Origin of the sequence: Chitinophaga sp. CB10 (assembly GCA_001870995.2) — a bacterium.
GTDB lineage: Bacteria > Bacteroidota > Bacteroidia > Chitinophagales > Chitinophagaceae > Chitinophaga.
Window position 1 is genome coordinate 100,909 of record MLAV02000014.1, and the last position, 13,060, is coordinate 113,968.

At 52.3% G+C, this 13,060-nt stretch carries 7 protein-coding genes; 5 read left to right on the forward strand and 2 right to left on the reverse strand.

Annotated features, from left to right (window positions below):
- Positions 1-223: 223 nt before the first annotated feature.
- Complete coding sequence (locus tag BOC67_RS18845) at positions 224-4,288, reverse strand: hybrid sensor histidine kinase/response regulator transcription factor (protein WP_291912398.1); 4,065 nt, start codon at positions 4,286-4,288, stop codon at positions 224-226.
- A gap of 341 nt (positions 4,289-4,629) precedes the next feature.
- Between BOC67_RS18845 and BOC67_RS18850 the strand changes: the two genes are divergently transcribed.
- The 5 genes from BOC67_RS18850 (at position 4,630) to BOC67_RS18870 (ending at position 12,016) form a co-directional block, all read left to right on the forward strand.
- Positions 4,630-5,025, forward strand: a complete 396-nt coding sequence (locus BOC67_RS18850) for a hypothetical protein (protein WP_291912400.1) — start codon at positions 4,630-4,632, stop codon at positions 5,023-5,025.
- A 65-nt stretch (positions 5,026-5,090) separates the two neighbouring features.
- Positions 5,091-6,665, forward strand: a complete 1,575-nt coding sequence (locus BOC67_RS18855) for a tetratricopeptide repeat protein (RefSeq protein WP_291912401.1) — start codon at positions 5,091-5,093, stop codon at positions 6,663-6,665.
- A 235-nt stretch (positions 6,666-6,900) separates the two neighbouring features.
- Positions 6,901-9,663, forward strand: a complete 2,763-nt coding sequence (locus BOC67_RS18860; RefSeq protein WP_291912403.1) for a TonB-dependent receptor — start codon at positions 6,901-6,903, stop codon at positions 9,661-9,663.
- Between the two features lie 21 nt (positions 9,664-9,684).
- Positions 9,685-10,947: a right-handed parallel beta-helix repeat-containing protein gene (locus tag BOC67_RS18865; protein ID WP_291912405.1), complete on the forward strand. Its 1,263-nt coding sequence runs from the start codon at positions 9,685-9,687 to the stop codon at positions 10,945-10,947.
- Between the two features lie 25 nt (positions 10,948-10,972).
- Positions 10,973-12,016 (forward strand): phytase, encoded by a 1,044-nt coding sequence (locus BOC67_RS18870; RefSeq protein WP_291912407.1) that lies wholly within the window; start codon positions 10,973-10,975, stop codon positions 12,014-12,016.
- Between the two features lie 191 nt (positions 12,017-12,207).
- Here BOC67_RS18870 and BOC67_RS18875 read toward each other — a convergent pair whose 3' ends face one another.
- Positions 12,208-12,894 (reverse strand): hypothetical protein, encoded by a 687-nt coding sequence (locus BOC67_RS18875; protein ID WP_291912409.1) that lies wholly within the window; start codon positions 12,892-12,894, stop codon positions 12,208-12,210.
- Between the last annotated feature and the right edge of the window lie 166 nt (positions 12,895-13,060).

Below are 13,060 nucleotides of genomic sequence, written 5' to 3' on the forward strand. Positions count from 1 at the left end.
TGATTTTTTACATCATGATCGATTCAGGTTCTTGGTCAGTCCACTGACTATACTGTTAGTTTGCGATTGTGATTCTGGTTCATTTTCCTGCTCGTAAAAATAGCGTCTTCCCAGAATCAGATACCGGTCATATGCTTCTAAACTACCGGTATTTTGTTTCAAAAAGAACGGGTCACCTGTTGCAACCGCAGGTGCCCCGTGTATTTAACTTATTGATTGTCTTTTAATTACGGCCGTATTCGGAAGGCAGCTGGTTAAATTCTTTCTTAAACCACTTGCGGAAGTAGTCCACATCCGAGAAGCCCACCATGTAAGCCACTTCGTTTACATTATACTGCCCGGTAGCCAGTAGCCGGGCCGCATGCCGGAGCCGGATGCTGCGGATAAACTCTATCGTCGTCTGGTTGGTGAGCGCTTTCAGTTTACGGTACAGGGTTATGCGGCTCATACTGACCGCCGCCGCCAGGTCCTCTACGTTGAGGGTAGGTTCGGCAATATTGTCTTCTATGTAGGTGATCACTGTTTTCAGGAAGATGTCGTCCGGCCCGGTGACAGGGATTTCCTCCGGCGGCAGCGCGGCCACCTGGCTGTACTTCTCCCGCAGCCGCCTGCGCGAGTCCAGCAGGTTTTGCACCCGCGTGGTCAGCAGGGTCACGCTAAACGGCTTGGTCACATAATCGTCCGCCCCGGTTTCATAGCCTTCCTGTATATGCGCTACCGTACTCCGGGCGGACAGCATGATGATAGGGATATGACTGGTGCGGTTATCGTTTTTCAGGGTATGGCAAAGCTCCACCCCGTTCATGCCCGGCATCATCACGTCGCTGATGATAATATCCGGCAGGTGCGTGGTGGCCAGTTCCAGCCCTGCCAGCCCATCGGCCGCCAGGTGCAGGGTATAGTGCGGGCGGAACATATCCGCCAGGTATTTCAGCACGTCCTTGTTATCTTCCACGAGTAGCATCACCGGCTTGTCCCCTTCCGCGGCCTGCTGCTCCGGCAGCTGCATGGCTTCCACGGCCTCCGGCCGCAGCATGCTTACCTGCCCGCTGCTGTCCATTTCCTCCGGGCTCAAATGTTCGCACCCAACGGGAATGCGTACACTGAAACAGGTGTACCCCCGCGTGGCGGCGGTGGAGGTCCGGCTGTCCAGCGTAATGGAGCCATAATGCCGCGCTACCAGCCCCTTTACAAATGCGAGCCCGATACCCGTGCCGCCCGTTTGCAGGTTCTTGAAATCATAATGATTGAACTGCCCGAAGACTTTATCGAAATGCGTTTCCGGGATACCGATGCCGTTGTCCGTCACCTGCAACAGCAACTGATCGCCTTCGAATTGGAGCGAAACTTCGACTTTTCCGCCTGTTTCCGTGAATTTTAAGGCGTTGGATAATAGGTTGAAAAGGATTTTTTCCAGCTTGTCCTGGTCAAACCAAACGATCATTTCCGGGGACTCCGCCCGGAAGCCGAGGCTGATTTGCCGCACCGTGGCCAGGCTTTCAAAGGCCGCCACGATCTCTTTACAGAACACCACGATGTTGGAAGGAGAAGCTTTGAGAGGCATACCGCCTTCTTCCAGCCGGCGGAAGTCCAGCAGCTGGTCCATCAGGCGCATCAGCCTTTCCCCGTTCTGCTGGATGAGCAGTAGCTGCTGCCGCTCCGCGTTGTTCGTCCCGGTTTGCTGCAAGAGCGTTTCCACCGGCGCCATGATCAGCGTCAGCGGCGTTTTGATATCATGGGAGATGTTCGTGAAAAAGTCCATTTTATTTTGGGCCAGCTCCCGCTCTTTCTCCCGGAAGGCTTGCTGCTTCAGGATTTCATGCTTCAGCGCCGTAGTGCGGGCGGTATAGTAATAATACCACAGCAGGAGGCCGGCCAGCACCAGGAGGTAGAAGAGGTAGGCATACCAGGTTCTCCACAGCGGGGGCAATACTTTGATATGCAGGGCAGTGGGCGTTTTACTCCATAACCCGTCGTTATTGGCCGCTTTTACTTTAAACACATAGTTGCCCGGGTCCAGGTTGGTGAATGTGGCGGAGGTTTGATGCCCCACGTAATGCCATTTGTTATCCGAATGCAGGCCTTCCATTTTGTAGGCAAACTGGTTGGAGGCAGGGTTGATATAGTTCAGCGCCGCGAAGTGCAGGGTGAAATAAGCCTGGTCGTGCGTCAGGGTGATATGATCCGTATAGGTCACGGATTGTTTCAGCGGGGAATTTTTATCCGAGACATTCACCGGGATGTTTTTGATCAGCATCCCCGTCAGTATCACCTGCGGGCGGGCCGTGTTGTTAAACATCGTGGCGGGGTTGAACCGCACGATGCCATTGATGCCGCCAAAGAGGATATCCCCGTTGCGGGTTTTGACGGCGGCGTTCAGGTATTCCGTAGTGCCGGCCCAGCTGGCGGCGCCGTAGTTGGTGACTGCCAGGCGGCTGGTATCCGTCCCCGGGTTTTCCTGCAATACCTTCATGATGTTATCCTGCCCGGAGAGCCACAGGTTGCCGGCATCGTCTTCCACGATGCCGCGGATAATGATGTCGGACAGCCCGGTTTCCACCGGCAGCGGTTTCAGCATGTTGGAAACGGTATCCACGTACATGAGCCCATAGTCGTGCGTGCCGGCCCACAGATGCCCGTGACTGTCTTTCCGGATGCAATGTATATTATTCGGGTTTTCAGTCGTACTGACCCATTTATTGCTCACCCGGTTGAACACGGCACTACCATAACGGAGGTAGCACAGCCCTTCCGTTGTACCTACCCAAAGGGTGCCGTAGACATCTTCATACAAACAATTAATTTCCCCCTTTGTCAAACTGTTGGGGTCTTTAGGATTATAGTGATAACTGTAGGAGTTCAGCTGTTTATCCAGGAAGTACAGGCCGTTTTCCGTACCAATCCACCAGCCGTTTTGCCCTTTTTCCAGGGCGTAACAGGCATGGCTGCGCAGGCCTTCCCGGTCCCGGACGGACTTCAGGGGCAACCGCTTAAATGTCCGCGAAGGAATATGGAAGAGGTACAACCCCTCCAGGCTGCCTACCAGCAAATGATCGTCATCCTTAATGAGCAGGGATTTGATGATATCCGTGTTGGCATTTTCCGTAGGAGAGGGGATATGAAAATATTGAAACGAATTTTCCTTAGGGTTGTAGTAATTGAGGCCGGCCGTGGTGGCAATCCAGAGGTTGCCCTGCTTGTCTTCCGCCACTGCCATGGCAATGCGGCTGTTCATCCCCACGCCGTCTTTCATCAGCCAGGAGATGTAATGCATATCGCTGCCGGGATGTACCTGGCTGACGCCGCCCCAGTACGTCCCGATCCAGATGGTGCCGGCCTTGTCCTGGATAATGGAGCAAACAGAGTTGTAGCTGAGAGAGCCCGGATCGTACTTGTCATTGGTGTAATGCGCCACCACCTTGCGGTTGCGCAGTACGTAAATGCCTTTGCGGGTACCTACCCAGCAGTCCTCCCCGATGAACTTCACGGCCTTCACCATCTCGTTCGTGATGTTGTAATTATTATCACCGGCCTGGTAATTAATATAAGTGGAGGTAGCGGTGTCAAACAGGTGAAGTCCGTGCCCTTGCGTGCCTACCCAGATTTCGCTGTTGTGCAAAGTAATACAGTGGATGGTAGATTTTATCTGTAACTGCGCGGGGCCTGGTTGAGGTATCCCGGTCTCCGGGTTATATTTTAGGAGAGATATACCGTATCCGATCCACAGGTTCCCGTCCTTGTCTTCAGCTAGCGCGCGGACCACGCCATTGCTACGGTCCTGTGCAAGGGGGATCCGCTCCAGATGTTCCGACGCGGCGTTGTAGCTGAAAAACCGGCTGGCCGCTCCTACCCAAATCCTGTTCTTCGAATCCCGGTAGATGGCGGAAACATCCTGTACGCCCGGCTCTCCGGATGCGAGCCGGAAAACTTCCCTGCGGGTATCGTAAATATTGAGGCCGTTGGACGTACCCACGAGGATGTTACCCCGGTCGTCTTCCGCGAGGGAATACACGAAGTTGCTGCTGATAGCGGATTTATTGGTCTTGCTGTAACGGAAGATCTTTATCTCATCGTCGCTGTAGCGGCATAACCCGTTTTCCGTGCCTATCCAGATAAATCCCTTGCTGTCCTGCAGGATGCAGTGGACGGTGCTTTGCGGCAGGCCCTGCGCAATGCCCAGGCGGGTGAAATGCACGCTGTTGTCCTGCGCGGATACCGGCAGGAAAAAAAGTAAAAGGACAATCAGTACTAAATATTTCAGCAGTGGGGATTTCCCTACATACATCATAACAGGACGAACAATTTGGTTGATCTACAGGTTGATATTGAAGGTAAGCCGGCCTGATCAAAATCAAATCTGCATGATAAGATTTTATCAATAATGGCTAAAATACAGGATGAGTTCCACATTGTGGAGCAAAAAGAAACAAAGCGTAGATAATACACTTGTGCGGCAGCGTGCTGAAAAAGAAAATCTGCTGTATGGGCGCAGCTTTTCACGGATGAGTAAAAAATCGGAATCCAATTTGATAATTATTTAACCGTTGATGCCCGAGATGCGAAAGTGATTAACTGTAACTTTACGAACCCTGGGAACCATACCATACGTCATCTAAACTATTCTAAAAAATGGAAATTACCTGCTTACTGATTGATGCGGATCAGGATCGCCGCATTCAATATTATTATGCATTGGACCTGTTGGGTAACTGCAAAGCCTGCATATGTTTTCCAGACATGCACCAGGGGCTGGAATACCTGCAACAGCACCCGGAGTTCCGTCCCGACTATGTATTTGTTAATGTAAACGATACCTTTCATGCGCGGCAATCCTTTCATGCAGCGGTGCAGGTATTGCCCGGTATGACGGAGGCAAACATCGTGTTTAGCCAGTACGATGAAATTTATTTTACTTACGACGAGTATAAAGTACTGAACCTCATCTCCCGGTTAAAGGTGCGCCTGCAACAGGTGATGGCGCCACGGAGGAAACCATTGGCCCATGCCGGTTACCCGCGTTTATAATTTGATAACATACAGGTAACACTAAAAATATTTCTTTGTGCATTGATTTCTTTATTTCAGTGCGCATGTACCGGTATTGTCAGCTTATAACGATCTTTTTATTTTCCTTCATCACAGTTGTTAACGCCCAAATCAGGCAGGACCCTGCCATCACCCGCGCTATTGCGCTGGGCCGGCAGTATCCCGATTCCGCCTTCCAGCTGCTGCGCCACCTGCAGGATGCCGCGGCCAGCCAACAGGACCACCTTACTTCCGCCGTTTGCTTACAGCAGATGGGGAAGCTCTGTATGGACCAGGGCTATTATTCCAAAGCCCTCGAATACTACCAGCAGGCGGAAACCCTGCTGGCCGCCTCCAACAACTACCGCCTGCAGGCTGCCAACCTGAATGATATGGGGCAGCTCTACTTTCACAATATCAATAAGACGGCCGCCAAACAGCTGCACCTGCGCGCCCTGGCGCTTTACCGCAAAGCCGCCGATACCGCCGGCGTAGCGGCTACCTATGGCTACATCGGCCACCTCTTTGAAAAAAACCAGCAGCACGACAGCGCCTATGCGTACCAGCAACTGGCGCTCAAAGCCTATGAAAGCATTCATGATAATTACGGTATCGCAGGGATATACGAAAACCTCGGCAGCATCTGCGAGGACCAGGAAGAATACGATTCCGCCCTCGTCCTCTTCCAAAAGGCGCTGGCCATTTACGAAGCCAACCACGATAAGACCGGCAGTATAGAAGTGGTGAACAACATCGGGGACGTGTACCGGAAAACCAACCGGTTTCGCCAGGGGATGGTCTATTCCTTCCAGGCGCTGGACCTCGCAAAGGCTACGAATAATAATTACCAGGTGGCCGCCGCCTGCAAGGATATTGCCCAAACGTACCACCTCCTCCGCCAGCACGACAGCGCTTACCTTTTCATGGAGCAGAGCCGCAAATCACTCCTTAATATATACTCCGACCAGAACAACCGGCAGATGAACTTCCTGCGCATCATGTACGATGTGAATAAAAAAAATGATGAGATACTCCGCCTGGAAGCCAGTCACCGTATGAATGTGATCATCTACTGCGCCCTGGGGGCGGTAGTGCTGCTGCTGGGCGTGGTGGGCCTCCTGATCATATCCCGCCAGAAGCTACGCATCAGCGAGCAAAAAGCGATATCGGAGAAAAACGAGCAATTGCATCTCGCCCAAAAAGAGCAGCTGGAACTTAATAGTAAAAAGCTGGCCAACCATACCCTGCAACTGATCCAGCGCACCCAGTTTATGGACGAGCTGAAGGAAAGCATTGCCGGCATCGTCAAAGACGATAAGCGGGATAATAAAAAACAACTGCAGCAGCTGCTCCTCAAAATCGAACAACACCAGCACCACGATCACCAGTGGGAGGAGTTTAACAGCATCTTCGGGCAGGTGCACCAGTCGTTTTTCGATAAGCTCAATGCCATGAATGCTGACCTCACGCCCAACGATATCAAACTCGTGGCCCTCCATAAAATGAATATCAATTCAAAAGATATGGCCACCATTTTAGGCATCTCGCAGGATAGTTTACGCGTGGCAAGGTACCGCGTGAGGAAAAAATTAAACCTCCCGGAAGGGGATTCCTTAAACACTTTCGCGCAGCATATCTAGGGCTTAACATTCGCTTCATATTGGCTTAACGTAATGGTAATGGTGGATGGCGTAACGGTTAATGAATTGAAAATTAAATAGTTATGTGGTCGTTGTTTACGCCGTTAACGCTTTGTTTACGCCCCTGTTAACGCTGCTAACAATTTGCTTACGCCGGTTTCTTGCCATTTTTCAGCCGCCTCGGCACATTTGCACCGGGTTCGGAAAAACCACCGTCCTGCAAAAAAAATTACCAATGAAATCATTGCTACAAATTTTTCTCTTTGTTTTACTCGGTATGGCAAACGCCATGGCCGGAGGAATTAAAGGGCATGTGTACGACCAGAAAACCGGCGAGCCACTGCCCGGCGTGACCATATTACTGCAACCTGCCAAACAGGTAGCGGTTACCGGGTTAGACGGCGCCTATGTATTTAAAGAAGTGCCGGCAGGCGATTACACGCTGGTAGTATCCCACCTGTCCTACCGCCCGCTCAGCAAAGCGATTAACATCGTAAAGGAAGATAACCCCCGTTTTGATATTTACCTCAGCGAAAAAGACAGCAAGGACCTCACGGAAGTGGTAGTGGTGGCCGCTGGGAAAGCCGCTGCTGAAAATACGGCCCGCAAGCTGGAACAGAAAGCGCCTTTTGTAATGAACGCCGTTTCCGGCGCGGCCATCGAAGTATCGCCTGACCTCACCGTGGCCAACGTCATGCAACGCGTGTCCGGCGTATCGATCGAGCGCAGCAGCAACGGGGAAGGGCAGTACGCCATCCTCCGCGGTATGGATAAACGTTATAACTATACGCTGATCAACGGCGTGAAAATCCCGAGCCCGGATAATAAATACCGCTATGTGCCGCTGGACCTCTTCCCGGCGGACCTCCTGGAAAGGCTGGAAGTGTACAAGTCCCTCACCCCTAACATGGAAGGCGATGCCATCGGCGGCGTGGTGAACATGGTTATGAAAGATGCCAGCCCCGGCCTGCAGCTGAATGCCAACATCGCCGCCGGCTATTCCCAGATGACGCACGATAAAGGCTATACGGCGTTTACGGCGGATAAGATGAATACTAAATCCCCCTATGAGCTGCATGGTAAAAGCTATACGGCCACCCCGGCGGATTTTAACAGCGGCGTGTTCGACTACCGGCGCCGGACCTTCACGCCCAATACCGTAGCGGGCTTCAGCATCGGCAACCGTTTCCTCGACAATAAGCTCGGCGTAGTGCTGGCCGCCAGCTACCAGAATAATTTCCGCACCACCACCTCCAGCTTCTACGACCATAGCGTAAACGATGTGCAGCAATATGCCGTGATCAACAGTATGAATAACCGCACGTACTATGAGCAGCAGCGCCGTAGCGGCTTCCATGGAAAAGTGGATTACGTGTTCAACGATCATCACCGCATCTCTTTCTACAATGCTTTCCTGATGCTGACCAACCTGCAAACCCGCGATGGTATCATCACGCAGTTTGGCATCGGGGGCTATGAGCCGGAAAAAGGCAATGCGCAGCTGAAATATGAAACCCGCACCCGCCGCATCGATCAGCAGATATACAACGGTACCCTCCACGGGGATCATGATCTCGTGCCGGGAAAACTGAAACTGGGCTGGTCCGCCGTCGTGTCCTCCGCGAGGAACGATGTGCCGGATAATACCACCATCAGCGTCAACGGCCGCCAAACCAACTTCGTGGCTACCCGTACCAATGTGGACAGGGCCTCCCGCCGCTGGGAAAGGAATACGGACAACGACCTGGCCGGCTACCTGGACCTGACTTATTCCACCAGGATTGCGGATGCAAAAGTGGACTTCAGCGCAGGCGGATTGTACCGCGATAAACAACGCAGCAACTTTTTCAACAACTATACCTTCCTGCCGGCAGTAGCTGCCGCCGCGTATGGGGTGGACTTTACCAAATACACGGATATTAAATGGGATATCCAGAACCCCGGCGGCGCCGTGGCCAACGCGCTCACCTACGACGCTTCTGAAAAAACCGCTGCCGGATATGGTATGTTTAAACTGAAAGCCCATAACTGGGATGTGACCGGCGGCGTGCGCATCGAAAATACGGACCAGGGCTACCACATGTTCTTCCCGCAGGGCGAAAAAAGGCCGGTGAACAACCAGGTGTACACGGACGTATTGCCGAGCCTGAACGTGAAGTACTCCCTGAGCAAGCACCAGCAGCTCCGCGCCAGTTACTTCCGTTCCGTGAACCGCCCGGGCTTCTTTGAAATAGTGCCCGCTAAAATTGTACTGGAAGATTATATGGAACGCGGTAATGCGGACCTGCAACGCGCCATCGCCGATAACTTCGACCTCCGCTATGAGCTGTTCCCCAAAGCGGGCGACCAGCTGCTGGTAGGCGCTTTCTATAAAATCATCAATAACCCGATCGAATATACGTTGCAGCCGGATGCTTCCCGCCCGCAGGATATTTATTATACGCCGGGCAACTTTGGCGTGGCGCGCAACTATGGCTTTGAGGCGGATTACATCCACTTTTTCAGCAAGCTGGGCGTGAAGGCAAACTATACGTACACTCACTCTGCTATCACCACTAATAAGACAAAGCGTATCCGCGACGAAAAGGGCGACCTGCAGCCGATCCAGGTGAATCAGACGCGGCCAATGTATGGCCAGTCCGCCCACATCGCCAACCTCTCCCTGCTCTTCAAGGATACCCGCAGCGGCTGGGATGCCCAGCTGGCAGGCGCTTACACGGGCCCGCGCATCAACACCGTCAGCCAGTTTCTGGATAATGACCTCTGGCAGAAAGGATTCATCCAGATGGACCTTTCCGTGGAGAAGCATTTCAAAAACCGCTTCACCGTGTACGCCAAGCTCGGCAACCTGCTGAATACACCGGCAACCATTTTCATCAAAGGCTATAACAAGGAAAACGACGATGTGCCGGGCCAGCCGCTCAACGGCAAGGAAACGCTCATCCGTAAAGAAACCTACGGGCAAACTTACCTGCTCGGCGTTCGCTATAAACTTTAATCATCACTAAAAATCAGTAGCATGACTTTCAACAAATATTGCTGTTTCCTCGTATTGGCAGTACTGATTGCCGCAGGATGCAGGAAGGCAAATATCGACGTGGATACCACGCAAACGGAAACCGGTACGGATGGGATTAAGGGAGAAGTATATGGCATCTGGACGAAAGGCAGCGTAAAGCGCGTAGTAGGCGATATCATTGTGCCGGCGGGTAAATCCCTCACCATCGAAGAAGGAGTAACCGTTATCATGGATACGCTGGCCAAGCCGGAGTTCATTGTAAAAGGGAATCTCTACGCCATAGGTACGCCGGAGTTCCCCGTGAAGATCACCATCGAAGAAGGCTACAGAACGGCGGCAAAGAAATTCGGTAAGCAATGGGGCGGCATCCTCGCTGCGCCAACCTGTGAGGAGCTGCTGCTGGATAATGCCATCATCGAATACGGCGGCGCTACCACCACGGAGGCTTCCGCATCCGTAAAAGAAGGCCTGTACAAAGCGGTAGCCGGCGAAAACCTGCCCGCCCTCTGGTTTATCAATGGTAAAGGCAAGCTGGTGGTAACCAATTGCATCTTCCGTAATTTCCAGGAAGATTGTACCTATATCGAAGGCGGTTCCATCATCTTCTCCAACAATAAATTTTATACCACCGGCTTAACCGGCGGGGAAGGCATCAACATCAAATCCGGCTGCGTGGCGGATGTAGCGTTCAACCTCTTTTATTCCACCAACACCAACGCGCTGAAACTCTCCAACTCCGGCGACCGTACGCCGCAGGCGCACGTAGTGGCCTATAACAACACTATCCTCACCACCGGCTGGAGAAGGCCTACCGTGAAAGGCGGCAGCGTATGGCTGGAAGCCTCTGTATATGCAGAGATTTACAACAACCTGTTTGCCAACGCGCGTTTCGGTATTAAACACGATACAAAGAAGCTGGAAGATAGTCGCTCCGCGATCAGCAATAACCTCTACTACGGTTATGATCAGGCTACGGTAGACCAGTTCCAGCCTAAGAATGACGTGATTGGCGGCAAGGACGAAATCCGCGGTACCAAAGCCGGCGAAAATGATCCTAAATTTGTAAACTACCCGTTATCGACCAACATGAGCAGCCCGGATTTTGATCAAAGCTGGGACTTCCGCCTGCTGGCAGGTTCCCCGGCCATCGGGAAAGGTATCAACACCTTCACCCGCAACTGGTCCGCCGGGATACAGATCAACGGTACCGTTTACAGTTCACCTGCGCCTTCTGCCAATATTGGGGCATTTGGCGTTAAATAAGCACATCACGTTTTAAGTTAACAGCATGAATAAACGCAATTTGATCCTGCTTGCAGGCACGGCGCTGGTACTGGGCGCCGGCTGCAAGCCCGGGAACAGTAATACAGCTGACATTATCCAACCAGTTATCATCACAGAACCAGTTAAATATGATTCCGATGATCCCGCCATCTGGATCAACAAGGCCGACCCCTCCAAAAGCCTGGTGATCGGCACTGATAAAGCGGAAGACGGCGCGTTGTATGTATTTGACCTGAAAGGGAAAATCATTCCCGGGTTGGTGGTGCGCAACATCAAACGCCCCAACAATGTGGACGTAGCCTATGGCCTGATGCTGAACGGCCAGCCGGTGGACTTTGCCGTAGCCAGCGAACGCATGACGGGCAAGCTGCGCTTCTTTTCCCTGCCGGACATGAAGCCGATCGACGATGGCGGCGTGCCGGTGTTTGAAGGCGAAACCGGGGAGCAGTTCCGCGACCTGATGGGCATTGCCGTATATACCTCGCCGGAAGGGAAGCATTATGCCATCGCCGGCCGTAAAAACGGCCCTACGGATGGCGGCTACCTCTGGCAGTACGAACTCTCCGATAACGGCCAGGGTAAAGTAAAAGCAACGCTGGTGCGCAAGTTCGGCAAGTACAGCGGGAAGAAGGAAATTGAAGCGATTGCCGTGGATAACGAGCTGGGATATATTTACTATTCCGACGAGCAGTTTGGCGTACGTAAGTATTACGCGGACCCCGCCAAAGGCGACAGCGAGCTGGCCGTATTTGCGAAAACCGGCTTCACGGAAGACCACGAAGGCATCAGCATCTATAAAACCGCGCCGGGTAAAGGTTACCTGCTGGTATCCGATCAGGGCGCGAATAAATTCCAGGTGTTTAAGCGGGAAGGAAACAACGATTTTGTAAAAGCAGTAACAGTTGCCGCCAGCCACAGCGATGGTTCGGATATGGTGAGTGCGCCGCTGGACAGCACTTTCAAACATGGATTATTTGTGGTGATGAGCGATGATAAGACGTTTCATTATTACAGGTGGGAGGATGTGGAGAAGGCGCTGCAGCAGTAGCGGATGATGTAGTAAAAGAGGGCCGGTGTGTGCAGCAGCGGCCCTCTTTTACATTACTTGGTTAGGAAAAACGGGGTAAGCTCGGAGAAATCTTGTTTAAGAAAAACGGGGAAATCCTCTTTTAAGAAAAACAGGGTAAGCCCGAAGAAATCTTGTTTTAAGAACCACAGGGCAGGCCCTGATCCTTCTCTTTATACATCCATCATTACCTGTTTAAGAAACATAGGATATGACAATGAGTTGGTTGCCGGCAAATTGCAATCCTTCACGATCCCCGATACATACTCCGCATAATACCCCGGATCCGCCTCCCCGAACCATTCTATCCCGAATGTAAAATAGTTTTTATCCTGTATCTCTACTGCCGTATATTCCAGCTGGCAGCCGTTATCCAGCTTTTGGGAGATGTCGTGCAGTTCATAGCCCGTAGCGCCGTTACGGATCACTTTCACGCCTACACGCTTCTTGTGTACCCGCACCCGTAAGTAGCTGTTGTTGGTATTTACGTCGTCCAGCACGCGGTTGGGAATCTCCTTGCCGGCGAGCTTTTCCCATCCTTCCAGCAGCCCCTGTACGGTAGGCGAGAGGCTGACCATCGCCGCCGGCGTAACGCGCCTTTTCAGCTCCATATTCCCTTCCCGCAGTTTAATGCTGCGATGGTCCATAGAGGGCAGGTAGAAGTAAATATCGGTACGCGGCACTGCGTCGCTCAGCATTTTCCCCTGCTGCGCAAACCACTGGTTGATGCCCGGTACATCCTTGGTGAAAAACCAGCGAAGCTCCTGGCTGCGGTAAATGGAGGGCGGTTGGAATAAACGGCGGATGCGGAGCTGGCTCTTCCGCCACCAGGGTATTCGATATGTGTCTAAGGTCTGCATCAGTTATAAGTTACTGAAAATTTTGCAGCCGGCAAAACAGGGGAGGGGGTAGAAAGGCTAAGAGGCGCTGTGGTAGCGCCTCTTAGGTTCATTGTTTGCTGTTTTCGTATAGTTGAGACTGATATAGCGTTTCCTTTTGTATGCATGGCCTTCGCCACCGGGTGCG

What these genes read in the sequence shown, in the direction of transcription:
- BOC67_RS18845 (WP_291912398.1), bottom strand. Translation starts at nt 4,288, where the DNA reads ATGATGTATGTAGGGAAATCCCCACTGCTGAAATATTTAGTACTGATT.
- BOC67_RS18850 (WP_291912400.1), top strand. Translation starts at nt 4,630, where the DNA reads ATGGAAATTACCTGCTTACTGATTGATGCGGATCAGGATCGCCGCATT.
- BOC67_RS18855 (WP_291912401.1), top strand. Translation starts at nt 5,091, where the DNA reads ATGTACCGGTATTGTCAGCTTATAACGATCTTTTTATTTTCCTTCATC.
- BOC67_RS18860 (WP_291912403.1), top strand. Translation starts at nt 6,901, where the DNA reads ATGAAATCATTGCTACAAATTTTTCTCTTTGTTTTACTCGGTATGGCA.
- BOC67_RS18865 (WP_291912405.1), top strand. Translation starts at nt 9,685, where the DNA reads ATGACTTTCAACAAATATTGCTGTTTCCTCGTATTGGCAGTACTGATT.
- BOC67_RS18870 (WP_291912407.1), top strand. Translation starts at nt 10,973, where the DNA reads ATGAATAAACGCAATTTGATCCTGCTTGCAGGCACGGCGCTGGTACTG.
- BOC67_RS18875 (WP_291912409.1), bottom strand. Translation starts at nt 12,894, where the DNA reads ATGCAGACCTTAGACACATATCGAATACCCTGGTGGCGGAAGAGCCAG.